The organism is Streptomyces lacaronensis (assembly GCF_047337785.1).
Classification (GTDB): Bacteria; Actinomycetota; Actinomycetes; order Streptomycetales; family Streptomycetaceae; genus Streptomyces; species Streptomyces lycopersici.
In genome coordinates this window covers 8,904,266-8,928,166 of the sequence record NZ_JBLHDK010000003.1, presented here as the reverse complement: position 1 = coordinate 8,928,166, position 23,901 = coordinate 8,904,266, and the positions used below count along the sequence as shown (strand labels likewise).

Sequence of the window (23,901 nt, the reverse complement as noted above, 5' to 3'; positions counted from 1 at the left end):
GTTCCGAAGGACGACGATCAAGGGTAGGGAACATGGACCTCGAGATCGAGCTCCGAGTGGACGGGACCGAGCACCGCCTCACCGTCGACACCCGTACGACGCTGCTGGACGCCCTGCGCGAACAGCTGGGGAACACCAGCCCCAAGAAGGGCTGCGACCACGGACAGTGCGGCGCCTGCACTCTGCTGCTCGACGGCCGCCGGATCCTCGGCTGCCTCGCACTGGCCGTCGCCCACCAGGGCTCGGACATCGTCACGGCGGCCGGGCTCACCGACGGTGAGCTGCATCCGCTCCAACGGTCGTTCATCGCCCATGACGCCTTCCAGTGCGGCTACTGCACACCCGGTCAGATCGTCTCCGCGGCCGGGATGCTCCAGGAGGCCGGGGAGGGCTGGCCCAGCGCCGTGAGCAAGGACCCGGGCGCCACCGATGTGGTGCTCGACGACGAGGAGATCGCCGAGCGGATGAGCGGCAATCTGTGCCGCTGCGCCGCGTACGCGAACATCGTCCCGGCGATCGCGGAGGTGGCTCACCGATGAAGCCCTTTCGCTACGAACGCGCCGACGAGGTGCCGACGGCCGTCGCCACCCTGGTGAGGGAGGCCGAGGCGGCCTATCTGGCCGGGGGCACCAATCTGGTCGATCTGATGCGCCTCGAGGTGACGACCCCGGAGGTGCTGATCGACGTCCGGCGGCTCACCTCGGACCGGATCGAGGAGCTGCCCGACGGAGGTCTGCGGATCGGGGCGGCGGTGCCCAACAGCGATCTGGCCGCCGACCCGCGGGTCCGGCGGCGCTATCCGGTGCTCTCCCAGGCGCTGCTCTCGGGCGCCTCGGGCCAGCTGCGCAACCTCGCCACCACCGGCGGCAATCTGCTCCAGCGCACCCGCTGCCCGTACTTCCAGAACGTCACCACCCCCTGCAACAAGCGCATACCGGGCTCGGGCTGCTCGGCGATGGAGGGCCATCAGCGCGATATGGCGATCCTGGGCGCCTCCCCCGTCTGCGTGGCCACCCACCCCTCCGACATGGCCGTCGCGCTGGCCGCGCTGGACGCGGTGGTGACGGTGACCGGCCCGGCCGCCGAGCGGCGGATCCCGCTGACCCGGCTGCACCGGCTGCCGGAGGACACCCCCGACCGCGACACCGTCCTGGAGCGCGGTGAGCTGATCACCGGGGTGGAGCTGCCGCCCCCGCACGCCGCGACCCGCTCCCGCTACCGCAAGGTGCGCGACCGCGCCTCGTACGCCTTCGCGCTGGTCTCGGTCGCCGCCGCGCTGGAGGTCACCGACGGGGCGGTACGGGACGCCCGCGTCGCGCTGGGCGGGGTGGCGCACAAGCCCTGGCGGGCCACCACCGCCGAGGCGGTGCTGCGCGGCGCGCCCGCCACGCGGGAGAGCTTCGTGGACGCGGCCGCCGCCGAGCTGGCCGCGGCACGGCCGCTGCCGGGCAACGCCTTCAAGGTTCCGCTCGCCCGCAACACGATGGTCAGCACCCTGCTGGAGCTGCTGGAGGAGGCGCGATGAGCGACGTCACGGCACGCCCCCGCGCCATCGGCGTCCCGATGGACCGTATCGACGGTGTGCAGAAGGTCACCGGCACCGCCACCTACGCCTATGAATGGCCCCTCGACCAGCCCGTCTATCTGTATCCGCTGCAGTCCACGATCGCCGCCGGGCGGGTCACCGGGGTGGACAGCGCGCTCGCGGAGGCGGAGCCGGGGGTGCTGGCGGTGCTCAGCCACCTCAACGCCCCCACACTGACCCGGCCCGAGGATCCGGAGCTCGCGGTGCTCCAGTCCGACGAGGTCGCCTGGCGCGGCCAGTTCATCGGGGCGGTGGTGGCCGAGAGCCTGGAGACCGCGCGCCGCGCGGCGGGGCTCGTCCGCGTGGACTACGAGAGCCGGCCCCCCGATGTGGAGCTGCGCGCCGACCGTGGCGACCTCTACTCCCCGGTGCACGCCGCGACCTTCGGCTCGGGCGACGGAGAGCTCCAGGACGGCTCGCCCGCCGACAGTGTGCTCGGGGACGTCGATACGGCGCTGGCGGCCTCGCCGACCATGGTGGACGTCACGTACTCCACGCCGATGTACCACAACAACCCGATGGAGCCGCATACCGCCGTGGTCACCTGGCAGGACGGTGAGCTGATCGTGCGCTGCTCCACCCAGGGCGCCTCCATGAGCCAGGCCCTGATCTCCGGGGTGCTGGGGGTGGAGCCGGGGCGGGTGCGGGTGATCTCCCCTCATGTCGGGGGCGCGTTCGGCTCGAAGGTCTACCCCCACTCGTACGCCGTGCTCGCCGCGATGGCGGCCCGGATGGTCCGGCGGCCGGTCAAGTTCTCCCTGACCCGGCAGCAGATGTTCGCCCTGGTCGGCTACCGCCCGGCGTCGATCCAGCGGATCCGGCTGGGCGCCGGCCGGGACGGCAGGCTGACCGCGCTCTCCCACGAGGTGATCGAGCAGACCGCCCGGGCCAAGGGGTACGCGGAGCAGGTGGGCGTCTGCTCCCGGATGATGTACGCGGCGCCGCACCGGCGCACCACCCACCGGCTGGCCCCGCTGGATGTCCCGGTGCCGACGATCATGCGGGCGCCGGGTGAGGCACAGGGGATGTTCGCGCTGGAGTCGGCGCTGGACGAGATGGCGATCGCCTGCGGTCTCGACCCGGTGGAGTTCCGGATCCGCAATGAGCCGGAGGTGCATCCGGAATCCGGGCTGCCGTTCTCCAGCCGCCATCTGACGGGCTGTCTGCGCGAGGGCGCCCGCCGGGCCGGCTGGGACCACCGCGACCCGGTTCCCCGGTCGCGGCGCGAGGGCCGCTGGCTGGTGGGCACCGGCGTGGCCGCCTCGACGTACCCCTCCCCCCGCTTCCCCGGCAACGCGGCCACGATCCGGCTCGCCCCGGACGGCCACTACACGGTCCGGATCGCCGCCGCCGACCTGGGCACCGGCACCTGGACGGCGCTCACCCAGATCGCTGCGGACGCGCTGAGCGTCCCGGTCGGGCAGGTGGAGATGCGGATCGGGGACACGGCGCTGCCGACCGCGTCGGTCGCCGGGTTCTCGGCGGGCATCAACAGCTGGGGCACCGCGATCTGGGAGGCGGCGGACCGGCTGCGGGCCCGGCTCCAGGCCGAGCACGGCGGTATCGCGCCGTCGGAGGGGCTGGAGGTCACCGCGGAGCTGCCCGGCGGCAATCCGGAGGCCGAGCGCTTCGCGATGCACAGCTTCGGCGCCCAGTTCGCCGAGGTATGGGTGGACGAGGACACCGGCGAGGTGCGGGTGGCGCGGCTGCTGGGGATGTTCGACGTGGGCCGGGTCATCAACCCCAAGACGGCCCGCTCCCAGCTGATCGGCGGAATGACCCAGGGCATCTCGATGGCGCTGTACGAACACAGCGTGCTGGACCCGCGGTTCGGCCATGTGGTCAACCAGGACTTCGCCCAGTACCACATCGCCTCCGCCGCCGATGTCCACTCGGTCGAGGCCCACTGGCTGGACGAGTCCGATCCGTACACCAACCCGATGGGGGCCAAGGGCCTCGGCGAGGTGGGCATCACGGGTACCGCGGCGGCCATCGCCAACGCCGTGCACCACGCCACCGGTGTCCGGATCCGCGAACTGCCCATCACCCTCGACAAGCTCGTGTCCTAGCCATGCCCGATCCACCGATCCTGGTGACCGGCGCCGCGGGCGGTACCGGGTCCGTCGGCCGTACCGTGGTCGAGGAACTGCGCCGCCGCGAGCTGCCCGTGCGCGCCATGGTCCACCGGGAGGACGAGCGGGCCGAGGCCCTGCGCGCCACGGGCGCGGAGGTGGTGGCGGGCGATCTGACCCGCGCCCCGGACGTGGCCCGCGCGCTGGACGGCTGCGGGCGGATGTACTTCGGCATGAGCGTGTCGCCGAAGTATCTGGAGGCGACGATGACCACGGCGGCGGTCGCCCGCGACTACGCGCGGCTGGACGCGCTGGTCAACATGTCGCAGATGACCGTCTCCCAGATGGACCTCACCAGCACCTCGGAGTCCACGCAGCAGCGGGAGCACTGGCTGGCGGAGCAGGCGCTCAACTGGTCCGGGCTGCCCGTCACCCATCTCCGGCCCACCGTCTTCCTGGAGAATCCGCTCTTCTCGGTCTTCGTCTACCGCTCCATCGCCGAGGAGGGCACGATCCAGCTGCCGTTCGGCACCGGGCGCACCTCCCCGGTCGCGGCGCGGGACGTCGCCGCGGTGGTGGCGGCGATCCTGGTGGACCCCTCCTCGCACATCGGCAGGACCTACCATCTGACCGGCCCGGCCTCCGTCGACATGACCACCATGGCCGCGGAGTTCGCCGACGCGCTCGGCCGGCCGGTCGCTTATGTGGACGTCTCCTACGAGGCATGGGTCAACCACCACCTGAAGGCTCTGGGCCTGCCCGACCACCTCTTCGACCACCTCGCCACGATGGCGCGGCTGCACGCGGAGAACCGCTACGACCGCTGGACCGACGACATCGAGACGATCACGGGAAGGCCCGCGACCGGGGTGCGGGAGTACGCCCGCGAGCACCTTGGGCTGTTCACGAACGCGGCCGGGAGCAGCGGTGCGCCGTGGTGACCCTGGTCGGACCCGCACCGCGGCACACTGCCCGTCCGGTCCTCGCTGACCCCGGTCGCCCGCCGCCCGGCCCGCTACGGGGTCTCCGACGGACCACGCGGCGGAGCCGCGTATCGAAGCTTTCCCCTCCCCGCCCCTTCCCGTTACCGGGGCTGCGCCCCGGACCCCGTGTGGTCTGGGGCGGAGCCCCAGTTGCGGGGGTTCGGGAGCGGAGCCCCGGTAACGGGTGTCAGGGGCGGAGCCCCGGTTACGGGGTCTGGGGCGGAGCCCCGGTCACGGGAGTCAGGAGCGGAGCCCGACAACGGGTTCGGGGGCGGAGCCCCGGCAACGGGCTCGGGGGCAAAGCCCCGGTTACAGGGTCTGGGGCGGAGCCCCGGTCACGGGAGTCAGGAGCGGAGCCCGACAACGGGTTCGGGGGCGGAGCCCCGGCAACGGGCTCGGGGGCAAAGCCCCGGTTACAGGGTCTGGGGCGGAGCCCCGGTCACGGGAGTCTGGAGCGGAGCCCGACAACGGGTTCGGGGGCGGAGCCCCGGCAACGGGCTCGGGGGCAAAGCCCCGGTTACGGGGTCTGGGGCGGAGCCCCGGTTGCGGGTTTGGGGCGGAGTTCCGGAATTCGGGTAGGGGCGGGGAGGGGAGCAGCTCGCCGCAGGCCTCAAGATCCGCCGGACACCTCCTGGCACACTCCCATGCATATACCCCTAAGGGAGTAAATTTTCCCCATGGGCATGGACGACGCCATCGCCGCTCGGATACGCATGATCACCGAAGCGGGTGACGGGCTGAGCGGCCCCGATCTGCTCGGATTCGCACTCGACCACGCCGTGACGGAGACCGGCGGTCTCGGCGGCATGGTGCATCTGCGCGGCCCCGGCGCCCGGTCGCCGCTGCTCACGGCGGTGCACGGGCTGATCCGTCCGGTCGCCCGGGACTGGGCGGAGGTCGAGTCGGCCGGCGCCAGCGCCCCGGCCCGCGCGATGGCCCAGGGCACATCGGTGTGGGCGCCGGCCCTCGGTGGTGGGGACGGCACGGGCCCGCCGCTACCCGCCGGAAGCGGGCTGCTGGCGGTTCCGCTGATCACTCCGGAGGGGGTCACCGGCGCGATGTCGGTGCTGCTGGTCCCGGCCGAGCGGCCCGCACCGGAGCGGTGGGCGGCCGTCGAGGCGCTGGCCGCGTGGGCCGCCCTGCGGCTGCGGGAGGACCCTCCCGACCGGGACCCGGACCGGGACCCGGACCCGGACCGGGGCGGCACCGGCACCTTGCTGGCGGACGACCAGGTGAGCCAGGCGCTCTGGCATATGAGCGACGCGTTCTTCGCGGTCGACGGCGACTGGCGCATCACCTTCGTCAACGGCGAGGCGGAGCGGCTGCTCGGCGCCGCCCGGACGACTCTCGGCCGGACGCTGTGGGACGCCTTCGCGCGGCTGAGCGTCGACGAGGCCGAGCCGGGCCTGCAAAGCCGCTACCGGCGGGCCGCCGAGAGCGGCACCCCGGTCGGGTTCGAGGTGCGCTGGCCCACCAATCAGCGCTGGTACTCCATGCGGCTGGTCCCGGTGCCGAACGGGCTCACGGTCTACGCCGCCGACATCACCGCGAGCCGGGCGCGGGAGGCGGAGCGGGCCGCGGCCGAGCACGCGGCGGCCGAGCGCACCGCGCGGATCGGCGAGCTGACCAACGCCCTCGCGCAGGCGCTGACGATGCGCGACGTGGTGAACGCCATCGCCGACCGGGTGCTGCCGCCGTTCGGCGCCTCGGGGATGGTGGTACAGCTCATCGAGGGCGACGTGATCCGGATCGCCGGGGCCGTCGGCTATCCGCGGCCCTTCCTGGAGTCGATCGACGGGGCCTCGATCCATGAAGTATCGCCGGTCTCGGAGGTGTATCGGACCGGGGCGCCGGCCTTCGTCGAGTCGGCCGAGGAGTACACCGCACGCTATCCCGGCATGGCCGGGCGCCCCGCCGCGGCCGAGAAGCAGGCATGGGCCTTTCTGCCGTTGATCGTCTCCGGCCGGAACATCGGCTGCTCGGTGGTCGCCTTCGCCGAGCCGCGCCGGCTCGACGCGGAGGAGCGGGCCCTGCTCACCGCGCTCAGCGGACTGATGGGGCAGGCCATCGAGCGCGCCCGGCTGTACGACATGGAGCACAACCGGGCCAAGGAGCTCCAGCGGGGGCTGCTGCCCCGTGCTCTGCCGTGGCTGTCCTCGGTCACCACCGCCGCACGCTATCTGCCCGCCAGCGAGGGCATCGACGTGGGCGGTGACTGGTACGACGTGATCCCGCTGTCCGGCGCCCGGGTGGCCCTGGTCATCGGCGATGTGATGGGTCACGGGCTGTCCGAGGCGGCCACCATGGGCCGGCTGCGCACCGCCGTGAGCACCCTGGCCGAATTGGAGTTCCCGCCCGCCGAGTTGCTCACCCGGCTCAACGACGTGGTGAGCGAGCTGGGCGACGACCTCTACGCGACCTGCCTGTACGCCGTGTACGACCCGGTCGGTGCCACCTGCGTCTTCTCCAGCGCCGGACATCCACCGCCGGCCGTCGTACGCCCCGGCCACCCGGTCCGCTTCGCCGGCGGCGCCCCCGATCCGCCGCTGGGCGCCGCCCAGCCGCCGTTCGAGACCACCGAGGTGAGTCTGGAGGAGGGCAGTCTGCTGGTGCTGTACACCGACGGTCTGGTGGAATCCGCCGCCCGGGACATCGACCGCGGGATGCGGCACCTGGCGAGCGCGCTGTCCAGCGCGGCCCGCGTACCCGGCCCGGGGGAGGCCTGGCCCGACGGAGACCGGGGCGAGAACGCGTCGCTGGAGCGGCTGTGCGACGAGGTGCTGGCCGAGTTGCTGCCGGAGAAGCAGCTCACCGCCGATGACGCGGCACTGCTCATCGCCCGCACCCATGCGCTCGCCCCCGACCACATCGCCGCCTGGCCGCTGTCCGAGGGGCCGATCGCCGCGGGCGAGGCGCGCGATCACGTCCGGGACCAGCTGACCCGCTGGGAGCTGGACCCACTCACCCCCACCGCGGAGCTGCTGGTCAGCGAGTTGGTCGCGAACGCGATCCGGCACGGCAGGGGCCCCGTCGAGCTGCGGATGCTGCGGGGCGAGGGGCTGATCTGCGAGGTGACCGACGGCTCCTTGACCACCCCCCGGATCCGCCATGCCTCGGAGACCGACGAGGGCGGGCGCGGACTCCAGCTGGTCTCGGCCCTCTCCCAGCGCTGGGGCACCCGCTACACGCCCACCGGCAAGTGCATCTGGACCGAACAGCCACTCCCCTGACGCCCCGCGGCGGGCATCGGTGTCCGTCGCGCTTCAGCCGGTCCAGACCCCGCCCCGCGCTGCCTGTCGCGCGTAGTCCGCGAAGTCTCGGGGCGCACGGCCCAGGACGCGACGGACGTCGTCCGTCAGATGCGCGTTGCGCCCGTCCAGCAAGGTGGCGAAGAGCTCGGTCAGAAACGCCCCCAGCTCGTCCGGCAGCCCGTGGTCGCGCACCAGCGCGGCCCCGTAACTCCCGGCGGAGACCGGCACATAGCGCACCGCGCGGCCCGTCGCCCCGGCGATCTCCGCGGCCGCCTCGGCGAAGGTCAGCAGCCTCGGCCCGGTGATCTCGTACGTCCGGTCTCCGGGCACGTCCCCGGTCAGCGCCGCGACCGCGACCTCGGCGATGTCGTCGGCGTCCACGAAGGGCTCCTTGACGTACCCGGCCGGGAAGACGATCTCACCGTCGAGCACCCCGTCGCGCAGAATGCCCTCGCCGAAGTTCTGGAAGAACCAACTCGCCCGCAGCACGGTCGCCGCCACACCCGGCACCCGCACCGCCTCCTCGGCGGGCAGCGCCGCCTCCACACCCCGGGCGGAGAGCAGCACCAGCCGCCGGGTGCCCCGCTCGGCCGCCAGTTCGGCGAAGGCGCGGAGGGTGGCGGCGGCCCCCGGGTCGCAGACATCGGGGTAGTAGGCGATGTACGCGGCGGCGGTCCCGTCCAGCGCGGGCTCCCAGGTGCCCGGGTCCTCCCAGTCGAACGGCGTCTCGCCGGACCGGGAACCGATCCGCACCGGGTGCCCGGCCCGGCTCAGCCGGTCCGCGACCCGGCGGCCGGTCTTGCCGGTGCCGCCGAGCACCAGGGCGGTCGTGCGCTCTGTGGACCGTGATCGCGTGGGCTGTGATCGCGTGGGCTGTGATCGCGTGGGCTGTGTCGTCATACGGCCAGTCAACTCGCGGCAGGTGAGACGGGCCATGGCCGAGAGGCTCCACCGCATGCGCGAGCGTCTACGCTGTGCCCCATGGACGCGCTGGCGAGTCTGCTGGACGGCCCGCGGGCCCGGGGGGCCTTTCTGCTGCGGGTCGTGATGGAACCGCCCTGGGCGGTGCGGATCGAGGACCGGGCCCCGCTGTGCGTGATGACCATGGCGCGCGGCGAGGCGTGGGTGGTGCCGGACGCGGGCGAGGCGGTGCGGCTGCGCCCGGGCGACGTGGCGATCGCGCGCGGCCCGGATCCCTACACGGTGGCCGGCGACCCCGCCACCGCGCCGCGGGCGTGGATCCTCCCCGGTGAGGTGTGCCGCACGGCGGACGGCGTCGATCTGGCCGAGGCGATGGCGCTGGGGGTGCGCACCTGGGGCAACAGCCCGGACGGCTCGGCCGTGATGCTCATCGGCAGCTATCTGCTGGACGGGGAGATCAGCGGGCGGCTGCTGGACGCGCTGCCCCCGCTGCTGTGCCTGGACGGCGGGGTGTGGGACTGCCCCCTGATGCCCTGGCTCGGCGAGGAGATCGTCAAGGACGAGCCCGGGCAGGAGGCGGTCCTGGACCGGCTGCTGGATCTGCTGCTGATCTCGGTGCTGCGGGCCTGGTTCTCCCGGCCGGAGGCCGGGGCGCCTGGCTGGTACCGGGCGCTGGGCGACCCGGTGGTGGGCCGCGCCCTGCGGCTGCTCCAGAACAACCCGGCCCATCCGTGGACGGTTGCCGGGCTCGCCGCCGAGGCCGGTGTCTCGCGGGCGGCGCTGGCCCGCCGCTTCACCGCGCTGGTGGGCGAGCCTCCCATGGCGTATCTGACCGGCTGGCGGCTGGCGCTCGCGGCGGATCTGCTCCGGGATCCGGAGCACACCCTGGCGGCGGTGGCCCGGCGGGTCGGCTACGGCAGCGCGTTCGCCCTCAGCGCCGCCTTCAAGCGCGAGCGCGGCCTGAGCCCGCGGGCACACCGCGCATCGGCATTGAGCGTGGCCGACGCTCCGGGCGGCAAAAGCTGACTCCTCGGCATGTGCCGGAGCCGCCGCGCGGCCTGGTCCCGGCCCCCGACGGCGACCGCGGGTCCGCGCCACACGGCTGATCCCCCGTCGGATGGGCCGTCTCAGCCCGCGGGCGCGCCGCGCCGCGGCATGCGGCTGACCGGCGGCACCCGCAGGCAGCCGTCCGGGCCGCAGGTGGTGGTGCGGTCGTAGAGGTCCATCAGGCGGCGGGCGGCGCGGGCGATGTCGTAGCGGTCGACGGCGTCCGGGACCGGGAAGCGCAGCGGGCCCTGGGCGGCCTGCGCGCGCAAGGCGGCGGCGAGGGCGGCCGGGCCGGGGGCGATACGGCGGGCGCCGGGCGCGGCGCCGTCGGGCAGTTCCTCGAGGGCGGGGCAGACGGCGTGCAGCACCGGCAGCCCGGCAGCGAGCCCCTCCAGTGCCGCGAGGCCGAACGCCTCCTCGGCGGACGGTGAGACCAGGACGTCCATGGCGGCCAGCAGCGCGGGCAGCCCCGCGGGCCGGTCGTCGGCCGGGGCCACCGCGCCGTCGCGCTCCCCCAGCAGCCGGACCCGGTCGGCCGCGCCGAGCCGGGCGGCCAGGTCCTCCAGGGCGGGGCGCTCCGGGCCCTCGCCGACCAGCAGCAGCCGGGCGTCCGGCACCTCGGCGACGGCCCGCACCGCCGTGTCGAACCGCTTGTCCGCCACCAGGCGTCCCACCCCGCCGACCACGAAGGCCCGGTCGGGGATGCCGAGCCGGGCGCGAGCGGCCGCCCGGGCGGTCGGCTCGAAGCGGAAGTGGCGGGCGTCGATCCCGTTGGGCACCAGATGGATCCGGCGGTTGGGCACGCCCCAGTCGCGCAGCCGGTCGGCCACGGCGGCCGAGACGGCGACGGTCGCCGAGCCCAGCCGCTCGGCGGCGAGATAGCGGGCGCGGAGCGCGGAGTTGAGCGGACGGCCGTCGATCCGCCGCTCACCCAGGCTGTGTTCGGTGGCGATGACCGCCCGCACCCCGGCCAGCCGGGCGGCGATCCGGCCGAGCACACACGCCCGGTACAGATGGGTGTGCACCAGGTCGTAGCCGCCGGACCGGATGATCCGCACCAGCCTGGGCACGGTGGTGAGCTGCCGTTCGTGCCCGCCGCCCAGGGGCAGATGGGTGACCGGGATGCCGTCCGCGCGGATGCCGTGCGCGCTGGCGCCGGGACCCGAGAGGGCGATGACGTCACAGCGGACCGGCATATGGCGCAGCAGCAGCCGCAGTTGCTGTTCGGCTCCTCCGGCCCCGAGGCGGGAGATGATGTGCAGGACTCTCATCGGGCGACTGCGCCCCATCCTCCGTATTCCGATGGCCTTCGATCGGTGCCGACCCTGCCAGACGGCGGGATGTAAATCACGTAAGACGCGCGCCGCTGGGCCGTTGGAGTGGATGCCTCACGGGCCGCCAACAATGGCGCGCCGAATATCCGATGTGCACGCTCATGCCCCCGTGGGATTGTTACCTTCTCATCTCGCGCGATGACCTGATGAATATGGCCCGTATGGGTCATCGTGGCGCGATATTCGGTTCGAGCCAGCCCCGCGGGAGTGCCCAGATGTCTGCACCGACCCCCGTCAGAGATTCCCCCCGGAAAACCACCGCACGCGCCGTAGCCGGGCCGCCGCCCGCGCGTACCGCGTCGGATTCCCGCGTCCCGCACCACCGTCCCGCTCCGGTGTACGAGTACAAGCGGTACAGCGAACTGGCGGGCCCGCTGACCGAGCCCCCGGCGGACCGCCCCTACCGGGTGCGCTGCCGGAGCCTGCTGGCGCAGGAGCCGCACCGGGTCCGTGCCGCGCTGCTGCTGTGCGCGGCGCCGGTGTGCTCGGCGGTGCTGCTGCTGTGGCTGCTGCACCCGGACCACTGGGTGGAGCGCGCCTACGCGCCGGGGTGGCAGCGGGCGGCGGATCTGTCGATGCTGGTCTCGATCGCGCTGATCGAGGGGTTTCGCCTGTTCACGGTCGTCTCCAACGCCCATGCCACGCTGGTGGCGCGGGATCCGGTGCCGGTGGTGGCCACGCCTGGGACCCGGGTGGCGTTCCTGACCAGCTTCGTGCCCGGCAAGGAGCCGATCGCCATGGTCCGGGCCACGCTGGAGGGGGCGGTACGGATCCGGCACACCGGGCCGCTGGACGTCTGGCTGCTCGACGAGGGGGACGACGACGAGGTCAAGGCGCTGTGCGAGCGGCTGGGCGTACGGCACTTCTCGCGCAAGGGCATCGAGAAGTGGAATCAGCCGAAGGGCGCTTTCCGGGCGCGGACCAAGCACGGGAATTACAACGCTTGGCTGGACGCGCACGGCGACGGTTATGAATTCATGGCGTGTGTGGACACCGACCATGTGCCGCTGCCCAACTTCCTGGAGCGCATGCTGGGTTACTTCCGGGATCCGGATATCGCCTTCGTGGTCGGCCCGCAGGTCTACGGGAATTACGACACCCCGGTCACCAAGGCCGCCGAAAGCCAGCAGTTCCTTTTCCACGCGCTGATCCAGCGGGCCGGAAACGCCTATGGCGGTCCGATGTTCGTGGGCACCAACAACGCGGTACGGATCAGCGCGCTGCGCTCGATCGGCGGGCTGTACGACTCGATCACCGAGGACATGGCCACCGGTTTCGAGCTGCACCGCCACCGCAACCCGGCGACCCGGAAGAAGTGGCGCTCGGTCTACACCCCCGATGTGCTCGCGGTCGGCGAGGGGCCGAGCACCTGGACGGACTTCTTCACCCAGCAGATGCGGTGGAGCCGCGGCACCTACGAGACCGTGCTCAAGCAGTTCTGGAAGGGCCCGTTCACCCTGTCGCCGGGCAAGCTGCTGAACTACTCGCTGATGATCGCGTACTACCCGATGACCGCGGTCAACTGGCTCCTCTCCGCGCTGTCGTGCGCGCTGTTCCTGGTGCTGGGCGCCGCCGGGATCCACATCCCGGCCGAGATGTGGATGATGCTCTACAGCGACGCGGCGATGCTCCAGATCGGGCTGTACGTCTGGAACCGGCGGCACAACGTCTCCCCGCACGAGCCGGAGGGCTCCGGCGGGCTGGCCGGGATGCTGCTCTCGGCGCTGTCCGCGCCGATCTACGCCAAGTCACTGTGCGACGCGGTGCTGCGGCGCACCAGCCGGTTCGTGGTCACGCCCAAGGGCGACTCGTCCAGCCCCGACCGGCTCTCCACGTTCCGTATCCATCTGCTGTGGGCGGGGGTGTTCGGCTCCTCGCTGGTCGGCTCGTTCTTCCTGGGTCACACCCATGCGGTGATGCGGGTGTGGGCGGTGCTCGCCCTGGCCCTGTGTCTGGCTCCGGTGGCGATCTGGTCGGTGGGGCTGCTGCGCCGCGGCCGGAAGCGTCCGGCGCGTGGCACGGTGCCGACGGCGCGCGACGCGACCAGCCCCCGCGCGACACCGAAGGACAGGCGCCCCGAAGGGGCCCGGGGCTGTGTCGATGCGGGCTCCGCCGCGGCTGTGTCGATGTGCGGCTCCGCCGCGTGGGCGACCGGCCACGACGGCGCCGCGGCCGATCGACCGTAGGTCAGGGCACTTCCGGCGGAGCGCTCAGTGGCGGTGGGGGGCGTTACGGGCCAGGTCGAGGGCGTACTTGGTCCACCAGTGGCCCGCCGGAGGGCCGCCGTTGCAGGTGCCGTCGGACTCCCCGGGCCGTTTGATCCACAGATAGGCGTCCACGAGGGGGTCCCCGGTGTGGGTACTGGGCGGCTCGCCCAGCGCCCGCCCCGGCGGGTTGCACCAGCGGTCCCGCGCCCGGATGCCGTGCCGGGCCGCGCCGCGGGCCCGCAGCGGGCCGTTGCCGTTGCGGCTGGTGTCGATGATGAAGTGGGCCTTGTCGAGGGCGGTGGAGAGCCGGTGTCCGTACGCCTTGGTGCGGCGGGTCGGCTGGAAGTTGGAGACGTTCAGCGCGAAGCCGTCCGCCTGCTCGATACCGGCGTCGCGCAGCGGCCGCGCCAGCCGGGCGGGGTTCTTGATCCAGCTCGGGTTCCCCGCGTCCAGGTACACCTGGACGTGGGGCAGCGCGGCGAACAGGGCGACCGCGTCGCGGAGCATCTCCAGCCGGGCCTTGCGCAGCCTGCGCGGCACACAGCCGTCGACCAGCTGGGCCACCGCGTCGGGCTCCAGGACGACGATCGCCCTGCGATCGCCGATGCCGAGCGTGAACTGCTCGATCCACCACCGGTAGGCCGCGCGGTTCCGCGCGCCGCCCGCCGAGTACCGCCCACAGTCGCGGTACGGGATGTGATAGGCCACCAGAACCGGGGTGGACCCGGTCCGCGCCGCCGATTCGGTGATGGAGCGGGCCCGTTCCCGGGGCGGCGCGGGGCCGAACCATTCGGCGACCGGCTGCTGGGCGATCTGCCGGATGAGCGCGGCGTCGCCGTTCTTTCCCTCGTGTTCCCTCTCATGAGCCTGCCGGGCGGCGGGGCTGTCCGGGTTCACCCAGAGCCCGCCGCGCCGCAGCGGGGACTCGAACATGCGGCATCCACTCAGCGGAAGCATCACCGCGAGGCATACGGCGGCATGCAGCCAAAGCCGCATAACGCTTGTTCTTGCACCTTTCTCTCGCATGCGACGAATCATGGCACCGGGTGTCACGGGTTCAGCGGTCTCGGCGCTCCCGCGCGTCCTCGTCCGTACGCCACAGGGGGTGCTCCCGGGCCGCCCACGCCCGCTCGACCCGGCCCGTGCGCATCCCGCGCCGCGCCTCCGGATCGGCGAGCGCCTTGCCGATATGGCCGAGCAGGACGATGCCGATGGCCAGCGCCAGCCAGTCGTGGACGAAGGTGGCGCTGGTGCGCCACACCAGCGGGGCCAGACCGGTGAACCACATCAGCAGCCCGGTGCCCGCCATCACCAGCACCGCGCCCGCGATGTACCCCGCGTACAGCTTCTGCCCGGCGTTGAACTTCCCCGCCGGACGCTCCTGGGGCCGGTGGTCGCGCCGCAGCGCCGCGCGCAGCCAGCGGCGGTCGTGCGGGCCGAAGCGGTTGAGACGGGTGAGATCGGCGCGGAAGGCGCGGGAGACGAGGCCGAGCAGGGCCGGGAGGGGCGTCAGGACGCCGGTCCACTCATGGACGGTGACGACGAGCTCGCGCCGGCCGACGAGTTCGGCGAGCGCGGGCAGATAGAGACAGGCCGCGCTGACCACGCACGCGCCCAGCAGGAGGGCCGTGGTGCGGTGGATCCAGCGCTCGGCGGGGCTGAACCGGAGCACCCGGGAGCCGCCGTCCCGCTCCCCGGCCCGGGGCGGAGGGGTCGTCGTCCGCTCAGGCGGTGGGGTCATCGTCGCGTCCGTTCGACCTGCCGACCCAGGCGTCGACGTCATAGCCCCGCTCCTCCCAATAGCCGGGCCGCACCTCATCGGTGACGGTGATACCGGAGAGCCATTTCGCCGACTTGTAGAAGTACATCGGCGCCACATACAGCCGCACCGGCCCGCCGTGGGAGTGGCCGAGCGGCTTGTCCCGCAGCTTCAGCGTGACCAGCACATCCGGCCGCCGCGCCTGATCGAGGGTCAGGCTCTCGCTGTACGCGCCGTCGAAGCAGGTGAAGCGGACCGCCTTGGCCCCTCGGCGCACTCCGGCGGCGTCCAGCAGCGCCGACAGCCGCACCCCCTCGAACGGGGTCTCGGGCACCCGCCAGCCGGTGACGCACTGGACGTCGCGCACCAGGCGGGTCTGCGGCAGCGCGCGCAGATCGGCGAGGCGGTACGCGCCGGGCTTGTCGACGAGTCCGTCGACGGTGAGGCGGTAGCTGTCGGCGTCCTTGTGGGGCACGGAGGAGGTGACGGAGTAGTAGCGGAAGCCGCCGCCGTTGGGGAGGAGTCCGGTCACCCCCGTCGGGTCCTTGTCGGCCACCGCGCCCAGGGCGGTCTCCAGCCGGCCCTGGAGCCAGGGGGCCGCGGCCATCGCGCCCGCGCCGAGGCCCAGCATGCCGAGGACGAGGCGCCGGCCGACGGGCGTGCCGTCGCCGTCCGATCCGGCACCGGTGTTGGGGTCCATGGATTGATGAGAGCACCGGGCGGGGGTGGTGCGCCATCTCCTGCCGGGATTCGTCAGACTTCGGTAAGACTCCGGGAGCGAGCGGCGCACGAGGGGGTTACGCCACTACCGTCTCCCCGACCTACCCACCTACCCCACCGCCTCGGCCGCCGCGCGGCCCGCCGTACGGCCCGAGAAGAGGCAGCCGCCCAGGAAGGTGCCCTCCAGGGAGCGGTAGCCGTGCACTCCGCCGCCGCCGAAGCCCGCCGCCTCACCGGCCGCGTAGACGCCGGGCAGCGGTTCGCCGCCCTCGGTCAGCACGCGGGAGGAGAGGTCCGTCTCCAGGCCGCCGAGCGTCTTACGGGTCAGGATGTGCAGCCGCACGGCGATCAGCGGGCCCGCCTTGGGGTCGAGGACGCGGTGCGGGGCGGCGGTGCGGATGAGCCGGTCGGCGATGTACTTGCGGGTGCCGCGCAGGGCGGTGACCTGGAGGTCCTTGGTGTAGGGGTTGGCGATCTCGCGGTCCCGGGCGACGATCTCCCGGCGCAGTTCGGCCTCGTCGATGAGCGGCTCCTCGGTGAGCTCGTTCATCCGCCGGACCAGCGCCGGCAGCGACCGCTCGACGATGAAGTCCGCGCCGTGGTCCATGAACGCCTGGACCGGGCCCGGCGCCCCGGCCCGCCCGCGGCCGATCACACCGCGGACGCTCTTGCCGGTGAGATCCGGGTTCTGCTCGGAGCCGGAGAGCGCGAACTCCTTCTCGATGATCTTCCGGGTGAGCACGAACCAGGTGTGGTCGTGGCCGGTCCGCATGATGTGCTCGAGCGTGCCGAGAGTGTCGAAGCCGGGGAACAGCGGCACCGGCAACCGCTTGCCACGCGCGTCGAACCACAGGGAGGACGGGCCGGGCAGGATGCGGATGCCGTGCCGGGGCCAGATGGGGTTCCAGTTCTGGATGCCCTCGGTGTAGTGCCACATCCGGTCGCGGTTGATGATCCGTCCGCCGGCCCCCTCGGCGATGCCGAGCATATGGCCGTCCACATGGGCCGGGACCCCGGAGATCATCCGCTCGGGCGGGGAGCCGAGCCGCTCGGGCCAGTTGGCGCGGACGAGGTCGTGGTTGCCGCCGATGCCGCCGGAGGTGACGATCACGGCCTGGGCGCGCAGTTCGAAGGCGCCGGTGACCTCGCGGCTGCTGGGCGAGCCGCGCTCGGCCTGGCTGGGCTCCAGGATGTCGCCGGTGACGGTGTCGACCGTGCCCGCGCTGCGGGCCAGCCCCGTCACCCGGTGCCGGAAGCGCAGCTCGACCAGGCCGCGGGCGGCGGCCGCCCGCACCCGCCGTTCGAAGGGGGCCACGATGCCGGGTCCGGTGCCCCAGGTGATGTGGAAGCGGGGCACGGAGTTGCCGTGCCCGGTGGCGTCGTAACCGCCGCGCTCGGCCCAGCCGACCAGCGGGAACAGCCGCAGCCCCTGGGCGTGCAGCCAGGACCGCTTCTCGCCCGCCGCGAAGTTCACGTACGCCTCGGCCCAGCGGCGCGGCCAGTGGTCCTCCTCGCGGTCGAACCCGGCCGTGCCCAGCCAGTCCTGCCAGGCGAGTTCGTGGCTGTCACGGATCCGCAGGCGGCGCTGCTCGGGTGAGTCGACGAGGAAGAGACCGCCGAAGGACCAGTGGGCCTGGCCGCCGAGCGACTGCTCGGGCTCCTGGTCGAGCAGGATCACCTTACGGCCGGCGTCGGCCAGTTCGGCGGTGGCCGCGAGGCCCGCGAGCCCCGCGCCGACCACGATGACATCCGCGTCATACGCCATGGTGTGGTGTCCCGTTCTCGTGAGCCCTCCGACGGCCACCGGCGGTGTGCCGACGGTGTACCGCCGGAGCCATGACCGCCGATCCTGCCTACCGGCCAGTACGGCGTCAACCCGGGGTGTGGGAGCGGTTTCCGGCCGCTGCCGTCCCCGTGCCGGACGGCCAACTCGCTCCGCGCAACCTGGGCGTGGAACAAAAGGTCACAATCGTTCACCGACATTGGACACGGTTCGGCCAACCGGGCATCATCATCGACCATGGCTGACCGCTCCGTTGAGCACTCAGGGCCGAGGCCCGATGTCGAACGTCGTGTGGTGAACCCGACGCTCATCACGCCCGGCCCACAGCCCCTCTTAGCGGCGCCGGACGCGGACGAGGCACCCCAGGTGCTCCGCGGCGAGGTGATCGGGCCCCGGCACGCCCGCCGCCGCCCGGTGGACAACCGCCGCAAGGCGGCCGCCGGGGCGATTCTGCTGTCGGCCACCGGCGCCGCCACCGCGCTCTTCATGCTCATGGGCAAGGACGCCCGCCAGGCGACGGCCGCCTCCGGCCACGACAGCTCGACGGCCGCGCCGGACGAGCCCGAGAGCCATGCCGTCCCATACGCCGAGGCGGCGGCGGGCGAGACCCCGCTGCGCGGCGCCCGCGCCGAGAAGCCCGAGCCGCAGCCACCGGCCGCCGCCCAGCCGACGGCCCAGGCCCCGGCGGGCGACTCCGCGGCGGACAAGCCCGCGGCGTCGTCGTCCGGCAAGGGCCGCTCCACCCCGTCCTGGCCGGGCTGGTCGTCGCGGGGACCGGGGCAGTACGACGACTGGCAGGACGCGGTGGAGGCGTTCGACAGCTGGGCCGAGCAGCAGGCCAGGCAGCGCGGCCAGGACGGCGGCTCCGGGCCGTACGGGCAGGGCCAGGGGCAGGGCCAGGGCGGCGGATATGGCGGCGGAAACGGCTACGGCGGCGGGAACGGCCATGGCGGGGGCTATGGCGGCGAGTACGGGGGCGGCTACGGCGGTGGACACCGGCGCTGACCGCGCCCCCGATCTGCTTGTATGGCGGTATGCCTGATCAGGAACCGCTTTCCGCCGACGAACTGCTGGACATCGTGGACGAGCGGGATCGCGTGGTGGGCCAGGCACGACGCGGTGACGCCATGGCCCACCGGCTCCGCCACCGCTGCGTCTTCGTCCAGGCGCGGGACGCCCAGGGCCGGATCTTCGTCCATCGCCGCACCGCCGAGAAGCTGGTCTTCCCGTCGCTGTACGACATGTTCGTCGGCGGGGTCGTCGGCGCGGGCGAGGGCTACGACGAGGCGGCGCTGCGCGAGGCGGAGGAGGAGCTGGGGGTGCGGGGGCTGCCCGAGCCCGTACCGCTGTTCTCGTTCCTCTACGAGACGCCCGAGCACACATGGTGGAGCCGGGTCTACGAGGTGCGCTGCGAGCTGCCGGTCGATCCGCAAGCCGAGGAGGTCGCCTGGCACGCGTTTCTCACCGAGGAGGAGCTGACGCGGCGGCTGCCGGAGTGGGAGTGGGTGCCGGACGGGTGGGAGGCGTACCAGCGGCTGGCCCAGTGGCGCCGTGAGAAGGTCGAAAGGTGACGGATACGTCCGGGCCCTCGGAGCCTTCCCGCCACACCGAGCCGCGTGGCGGTGGCCGCCTCTCAGCGGTCTCGGACATCCGGCTGTGGTTCGCGCCCGAGCGGCTGCGGGAGGAGGGCAGCACCCCCGACTACCGCTTCTCGCTCGCCAACGAACGGACCTTCCTGGCATGGCTGCGCACCGCGATGGCGCTGGTGGGCGGCGGATTCGCGGTCGACCAGTTCCTCCCGGAGACCGGCCGCCCACTGCGGCTCGCGTTGGCGCTCATGCTGCTGGCGGCCGGTGCGCTGTGCGCCCTGCGGGCCATCAGCCACTGGGTGCGCTGCGAGCGGGCCATGCGACGCGGCGAGGACCTGCCGGCGTCCCGCTTCCCGATCGTGCTGGGGCTCGCGGTCGGGGTGGTCGCGCTGCTGATGGTGATCGTGGCCGCCTTCGGGTGGGGCGGGTGAGCCGGGAGGTGTGAGGCGATGCCGGAAGGGAAAGGCTTCGACGGGGCCCGAACGCGGGACCGGGACCCCGGCCTCCAGCCGGAGCGGACGCGGCTGGCGTGGCGCCGTACGACGCTGGCGTGCGCGGTGGCCGCCTCGCTCGCGGGTCGGCAGACGCTGCACAGCGGTATCGACCCGGTCTCGCTCGTGATCCTGGCCCTGGTCGTGCTGGCCTGGCTGGCCTTCCTGGCCCTGGCCCACCACCGCATCCGGGCCATGCACGCGCCCCGGCCGCCCGCCCTGTCCCCGTGGGCGGCCGCGGCCGCGGTCGCCTGCACGGTCGCGCTGGCGGCGCTGGGGGCGGCGACGTTGCGATAGGGCTGGGCGGGGGCGGGCTGGGCAGGGCGGGGTCCAGCTGGCTGGGGCCGGGGGCACGAGTGCGGCGCGGGGACGCCTGCGGCGGGCGATTCCCCACCCCGCCCCTTCCCGATACAAGGGGCTCCGCCCCTAGACCCCACCGGGGCTCCGCCCCGGACCCCAACCCCGCCGGTGCCCCGCAGCAGGACCGAGGACAAGGCCCCGCACACCCCAGGGCCCGAGGCGGGCCCACGCACCAGACGGGGCCCAAGGGGCGAAGCCCCCTGGTTCGGAAAGGGGCGGGGCGGGGACTCGGCCCGCCGTGGGCGTCCGCCGGTCAGTCCACCGTGATGGCGATCTTGCCCCTGACATGGCCCTCCATGCTCAGACGCTGCGCGTCCGCCGTCTTCTGGAGGGGGAAGACCGCGGAGACCTCGACGCCGAGGGCGCCGCGTTCGGCGAGGTCGGTGAGGTCCTGGAGGTCGTTGGGGTCGGGGCGGACGAAGACGTAGTGGCCGCCCAGGCCCAGGACGGCGGGGTCGGCGATCGAGGCCAGGCGGCCCTCGGGGGCGAGGAGTTCGGAGGAGACGGCGAGCGCGTCGCCGCCGACGAGGTCGAGCACGGCGTCCACCCCGTTCGGGGCGAGGGTGCGGACCCGGTCGGCGAGCCCGTCCCCGTACGCGGTCGGCTCGGCCCCGAGCGCCCGCAGATACTCGTGGTTGCGCTCCCCCGCCGTACCGATCACCCGCGCCCCCATGTGCCGGGCCAGCTGCACCGCCATCGAGCCGACCCCGCCCGCCCCCGCGTGCACCAGCACCGAGTCGCCCTCGCCGACCCTCAGCGCCCGCACCAGGCACTGGTACGCCGTCAGACCCGCCAGCGGGATGCCCGCGGCCTGCGTGAAGGAGAGGTTCCGCGGTTTGCGGGCGAGGGTGCGGACGGGCGCGGCCACGTACTCGGCGCAGGTACCCCGGGAGAGGAAGTCCTCCCGTACGTATCCGATCACCTCGTCACCCGGCTGGAACTCCGTCACCGCCGGGCCCGGCTGCTCCACCACCCCCGCGACGTCCCAGCCGGGGATGACCGGGAAGACCGCGTCCAGGACCGGTTCGAGGTATCCCGCCTGCGCCTTCCAGTCGACGGGGTTCACTGCGGCGGCCTTGACCCTGATCAGCACGGAGTCGGGGCCGACCTTGGGCTCCGGCCGCTCCCCGTACTCCAGGATCTCGGGGCCGCCGTAGCGGCGGTAGCTGATGGCCTTCATGGTGGTGCTCCTCGCGGTCTTCGCGGTCCGTTCGCGGGTTCACGGTTTCGTTCGCGGCTTCGCGGGTTCCCCGTCCCGGCGTCTTCTTGCCCGCTCCTCCCCTTCGACGCTCCTGCTCGCCCACCGCCACCGCAAATCCACAGCCATCCGTACCCCATCCGCGCGCCCACCCCCCGCCCGCTACGCCCGCCCCTGCACCGCCAGCGGCGGCAGCGCGGCGCGCGGCTCCACCCCGCCGAACCAGAAGCCCAGCAGAAACGCCACGGTGGATTCCAGCAGGCGGGCCCGCTCCAGACCACCGCCGTCCAGCGGTACGCAGCCCATGTCGCGGACCAGGGCCCGTACGGTCTCCAGGGCGCCCTCGTCGTCCCCGCACAGCGGAACCCCCAGCGGGCCGTCGGCGAAGACCGGCGGGGTCATCCGCCACACCGCGTCCGCGCAGTGGCAGAACCCCTTCACGACCCGCGCCCCGACGGCCCGTGCGGCGATCCGCTCGGCCATGCCCGGTCCGCCGTCCGTGGCGAGGGTGAAGCGGCCGGGGACGATCGCGTTGGTGCAGTCGATCAGCGCACGGCCGCTCAGCGTCCCCTCGGCCGCGCCCGCCGCCTCCAGGGCCGCCTCGACGCCCTCGTACGCCACCGCCAGCAGCGTCACCTCGCCGAATCCGGCGGCCTCGCGCGGGCTCCCCGCCCGCGCGCCGTGGCCGATCCGCGCGGCCAGCGCCTCCGCCTTCGGCCTTGAGCGGCCGCCGATCAGCAGCTCGTGGCCCGCCCGCGCCCACTGGGTTCCCAGCGCGTCGGCCATATTGCCCGTGCCCAGCACTCCGATCCGCATCGCGGTCTCCTCGTTCTCGCCCGTCGTTCTCACTTGCCGAGAGCGACGACACTAGGAAGTCCGTCGCACACCGTGCGGTGTGCGACGGATGCGCCAGGACAGCGGCCAGGAGGTCATCAGTGAGCGAACCGGCGACGACGGCACGGCCCACCGCCCCGGACGGATTCATCGCCGACTGCCGGGCGCGGCTGGGTTTCGACCTGCTGGCCCGCACCTGGACCGCCGTCGTGATCTTCGGGCTGCGGGAGGGGCCGCGCCGCCCCGGTGAGCTGCGCGAGGCCATCGGCGGCATCAGCGCGAAGGTGCTCAACGACACCCTGCGCCGCCTGGAGGACGACGGGCTGGTGGAGCGGCACCGGTACGCGGAGGCGCCGCCCCGGGTCGAGTACGGGCTTACCCCGCTCGGGGAGACCCTGCTGGGGCCGGTCGAGGCGCTCGGTGCCTGGTCGGTGGAGTACGGGGAGGCGGTGGTCGAGGCCCAGGAGCGGGCCGAGCGGCGGCGAGGGCGGCAGGACCCGTAAGAGCGGCAGGACCCCTAGGGACGGCAGGGGCCGTAAGGGCGGGGCACCGGCCGAGGGCCTACCGCCCCCCTGCCCGGTGCCCGCCCCGGTGCCCGCCCCGGGCCCCGCCTCGTCACCCCCCGAACCGCCATGTCACACGCCTCGCGCCCGAGACCCACTGGACTACATACCGACTGGTCGGCATCATGAGCGGGACGAACGGCCCGCCCGTTCCCCGCATACGAGCACGAGAGAGGTTCGATGAACGCAGGCAATCCCCCAGGGCTCGACCTCGAACGGCTCCGCGCCCACCTCGACCGCGAACGCGCGGGGCTGGTGCGCGGGCCGCTGAGGGCCGAGCTGATCGAAGGCGGCCGCTCGAATCTCACCTACACCGTCACCGACGGCACGTCGCGCTGGGTGGTCCGCCGTCCGCCGCTGGGCCATGTGCTCGCCACCGCCCATGACATGGCGCGGGAGCACCGGGTGATCAGCGCCCTGCACCCGACGGCCGTGCCGGTGCCGGAGCCGGTGCTGCTGTGCGGGGACGAGTCGGTCATCGGATCGCCCTTCTACGTCATGGAGTTCGTCGAGGGCACCCCGTACCGCACCGCCGAGCAGCTCGCCGCCATCGGCCCGGAGCGCACCCGGGAGGTCGTGCTCTCCCTCGTCGACACGCTCGTGGCGCTGCACTCCGTCGACCCGGCCGAGGTCGGGCTCGGTGACTTCGGGCGCCCGGAGGGGTTCCTGGAGCGGCAGTTGCGCCGCTGGGGCAAGCAGCTGACCGCCTCGCGCAGCCGCGAGCTGGCCGGGATCGACGAGCTGCACACCCGGCTCGCCAAGGCGCTCCCGGCCTCCCCCGCGCCCACGGTCGTACACGGCGACTACCGCCTCGACAACGTCCTGGTGAACGCCGACGACCGGATCACCGCGATCCTCGACTGGGAGATGTCCACGCTCGGCGATCCGCTGACCGACCTCGGACTGATCGTGATGTACAGCGGTCATCCGAATCTCGCCGACTCCCCCATCTCCTCCACCCAGGGCGCCCCCGGCCACCCCTCCACGGACGAGCTGATCCAGCGCTACGCCGAGGGTTCGGGGCGCGATGTCGGCGGCGTCTCCTGGTACACCGCCTTCGCCTACTTCAAGCTGGCGGTGATCCTCGAGGGCATCCACTACCGCTACACCCTCGGTCAGACCCTCGGCGCGGGCTTCGACCGCATCGGCGACATCGTCCCGGCCTTCATCGACCACGGCCTCACCACCCTCCAGGAGAGCTGAT

Annotated in this window: 21 protein-coding genes; 13 read left to right on the top strand and 8 right to left on the bottom strand. The window is 73.3% G+C overall.

The annotated features are described in order from the left end of the window. The first annotated feature begins 32 nt into the window (after nucleotides 1–32). The 5 genes from ACMTAK_RS38490 (at nucleotide 33) to ACMTAK_RS38470 (ending at nucleotide 7,870) form a co-directional block, all read left to right on the top strand. The gene (locus tag ACMTAK_RS38490; RefSeq protein ID WP_413810433.1) at nucleotides 33–539 is read left to right on the top strand and encodes a (2Fe-2S)-binding protein; all 507 of its coding nucleotides are present in this window, start codon (nucleotides 33–35) and stop codon (nucleotides 537–539) included. Further along, nucleotides 536–1,525: an FAD binding domain-containing protein gene (locus ACMTAK_RS38485; protein WP_413810432.1), complete on the top strand. Its 990-nt coding sequence runs from the start codon at nucleotides 536–538 to the stop codon at nucleotides 1,523–1,525. Before ACMTAK_RS38490 ends, ACMTAK_RS38485 begins: the two co-directional genes overlap by 4 nt. Further along, nucleotides 1,522–3,654, top strand: coding sequence for a xanthine dehydrogenase family protein molybdopterin-binding subunit (locus ACMTAK_RS38480; RefSeq protein ID WP_413810431.1), 2,133 nt, complete (start codon nucleotides 1,522–1,524; stop codon nucleotides 3,652–3,654). The genes ACMTAK_RS38485 and ACMTAK_RS38480 overlap by 4 nt, the downstream gene beginning before the upstream one ends. 2 nt (nucleotides 3,655–3,656) lie before the next feature. Continuing rightward, nucleotides 3,657–4,598, top strand: coding sequence for an NAD(P)H-binding protein (locus ACMTAK_RS38475; RefSeq protein ID WP_413810430.1), 942 nt, complete (start codon nucleotides 3,657–3,659; stop codon nucleotides 4,596–4,598). 719 nt (nucleotides 4,599–5,317) lie between these two features. Further along, complete coding sequence (locus tag ACMTAK_RS38470) at nucleotides 5,318–7,870, top strand: SpoIIE family protein phosphatase (protein WP_413810429.1); 2,553 nt, start codon at nucleotides 5,318–5,320, stop codon at nucleotides 7,868–7,870. A gap of 33 nt (nucleotides 7,871–7,903) precedes the next feature. Here the strand turns inward: ACMTAK_RS38470 and ACMTAK_RS38465 are convergent, their stop codons facing one another. Continuing rightward, a complete protein-coding gene (locus ACMTAK_RS38465; RefSeq protein WP_413810428.1) occupies nucleotides 7,904–8,710 on the bottom strand; it encodes a Rossmann-fold NAD(P)-binding domain-containing protein in 807 nt (268 codons plus the stop codon). Nucleotides 8,711–8,872: 162 nt separating this feature from the next. Here ACMTAK_RS38465 and ACMTAK_RS38460 point away from each other — a divergent pair, with 162 nt between their 5' ends. Then, nucleotides 8,873–9,838, top strand: coding sequence for an AraC family transcriptional regulator (locus ACMTAK_RS38460; protein WP_413810427.1), 966 nt, complete (start codon nucleotides 8,873–8,875; stop codon nucleotides 9,836–9,838). 101 nt (nucleotides 9,839–9,939) lie between these two features. Here the strand turns inward: ACMTAK_RS38460 and ACMTAK_RS38455 are convergent, their stop codons facing one another. Further along, on the bottom strand, nucleotides 9,940–11,130 hold the full coding sequence (locus ACMTAK_RS38455) for a glycosyltransferase (protein ID WP_413810426.1): 1,191 nt from the start codon (nucleotides 11,128–11,130) through the stop codon (nucleotides 9,940–9,942). A 278-nt stretch (nucleotides 11,131–11,408) separates the two neighbouring features. Between ACMTAK_RS38455 and ACMTAK_RS38450 the strand changes: the two genes are divergently transcribed. Further along, nucleotides 11,409–13,379, top strand: a complete 1,971-nt coding sequence (locus ACMTAK_RS38450) for a glycosyltransferase family 2 protein (RefSeq protein ID WP_413810425.1) — start codon at nucleotides 11,409–11,411, stop codon at nucleotides 13,377–13,379. 24 nt (nucleotides 13,380–13,403) lie between these two features. On the opposite strand, the gene ACMTAK_RS38445 is transcribed toward ACMTAK_RS38450, so the two are convergent. From ACMTAK_RS38445 to ACMTAK_RS38430, 4 genes are all read right to left on the bottom strand, one after another. Further along, nucleotides 13,404–14,426, bottom strand: a complete 1,023-nt coding sequence (locus ACMTAK_RS38445) for a glycoside hydrolase family 6 protein (protein WP_413810424.1) — start codon at nucleotides 14,424–14,426, stop codon at nucleotides 13,404–13,406. Between the two features lie 31 nt (nucleotides 14,427–14,457). After that, nucleotides 14,458–15,141 carry a cytochrome b/b6 domain-containing protein gene (locus ACMTAK_RS38440; protein ID WP_413810423.1) on the bottom strand — a complete coding sequence of 228 codons (684 nt, stop codon included), beginning with the start codon at nucleotides 15,139–15,141 and terminating at the stop codon, nucleotides 14,458–14,460. Next, nucleotides 15,125–15,859, bottom strand: a complete 735-nt coding sequence (locus ACMTAK_RS38435; RefSeq protein ID WP_256652562.1) for a molybdopterin-dependent oxidoreductase — start codon at nucleotides 15,857–15,859, stop codon at nucleotides 15,125–15,127. The genes ACMTAK_RS38440 and ACMTAK_RS38435 overlap by 17 nt, the downstream gene beginning before the upstream one ends. A 129-nt stretch (nucleotides 15,860–15,988) precedes the next feature. Beyond that, a complete protein-coding gene (locus tag ACMTAK_RS38430; protein WP_413810422.1) occupies nucleotides 15,989–17,644 on the bottom strand; it encodes an FAD-binding dehydrogenase in 1,656 nt (551 codons plus the stop codon). A 312-nt stretch (nucleotides 17,645–17,956) separates the two neighbouring features. Between ACMTAK_RS38430 and ACMTAK_RS38425 the strand changes: the two genes are divergently transcribed. The 4 genes from ACMTAK_RS38425 to ACMTAK_RS38410 all read left to right on the top strand — a co-directional run bounded on the left by ACMTAK_RS38425 (nucleotide 17,957) and on the right by ACMTAK_RS38410 (nucleotide 20,039). Further along, a complete protein-coding gene (locus tag ACMTAK_RS38425) occupies nucleotides 17,957–18,667 on the top strand; it encodes a hypothetical protein (protein ID WP_413810421.1) in 711 nt (236 codons plus the stop codon). A gap of 29 nt (nucleotides 18,668–18,696) precedes the next feature. Further along, nucleotides 18,697–19,233, top strand: coding sequence for an NUDIX domain-containing protein (locus tag ACMTAK_RS38420; RefSeq protein ID WP_413810420.1), 537 nt, complete (start codon nucleotides 18,697–18,699; stop codon nucleotides 19,231–19,233). A 77-nt stretch (nucleotides 19,234–19,310) separates the two neighbouring features. Then, complete coding sequence (locus tag ACMTAK_RS38415) at nucleotides 19,311–19,682, top strand: YidH family protein (RefSeq protein ID WP_262703727.1); 372 nt, start codon at nucleotides 19,311–19,313, stop codon at nucleotides 19,680–19,682. Between the two features lie 18 nt (nucleotides 19,683–19,700). Next, nucleotides 19,701–20,039 carry a DUF202 domain-containing protein gene (locus ACMTAK_RS38410; RefSeq protein WP_413810419.1) on the top strand — a complete coding sequence of 113 codons (339 nt, stop codon included), beginning with the start codon at nucleotides 19,701–19,703 and terminating at the stop codon, nucleotides 20,037–20,039. 316 nt (nucleotides 20,040–20,355) lie between these two features. Here the strand turns inward: ACMTAK_RS38410 and ACMTAK_RS38405 are convergent, their stop codons facing one another. Together ACMTAK_RS38405 and ACMTAK_RS38400 are read right to left on the bottom strand one after the other, a co-directional pair. Then, the gene (locus tag ACMTAK_RS38405) at nucleotides 20,356–21,282 is read right to left on the bottom strand and encodes an NADP-dependent oxidoreductase (protein WP_413810418.1); all 927 of its coding nucleotides are present in this window, start codon (nucleotides 21,280–21,282) and stop codon (nucleotides 20,356–20,358) included. A gap of 180 nt (nucleotides 21,283–21,462) precedes the next feature. Then, nucleotides 21,463–22,116, bottom strand: a complete 654-nt coding sequence (locus tag ACMTAK_RS38400; RefSeq protein ID WP_413810417.1) for an NADPH-dependent F420 reductase — start codon at nucleotides 22,114–22,116, stop codon at nucleotides 21,463–21,465. Nucleotides 22,117–22,235: 119 nt separating this feature from the next. Here ACMTAK_RS38400 and ACMTAK_RS38395 point away from each other — a divergent pair, with 119 nt between their 5' ends. Both ACMTAK_RS38395 and ACMTAK_RS38390 read left to right on the top strand, forming a co-directional pair. Then, on the top strand, nucleotides 22,236–22,637 hold the full coding sequence (locus ACMTAK_RS38395) for a winged helix-turn-helix transcriptional regulator (protein ID WP_413810416.1): 402 nt from the start codon (nucleotides 22,236–22,238) through the stop codon (nucleotides 22,635–22,637). 240 nt (nucleotides 22,638–22,877) lie between these two features. After that, complete coding sequence (locus ACMTAK_RS38390) at nucleotides 22,878–23,900, top strand: phosphotransferase family protein (RefSeq protein WP_413810415.1); 1,023 nt, start codon at nucleotides 22,878–22,880, stop codon at nucleotides 23,898–23,900. Nucleotide 23,901 lies beyond the last annotated feature (1 nt).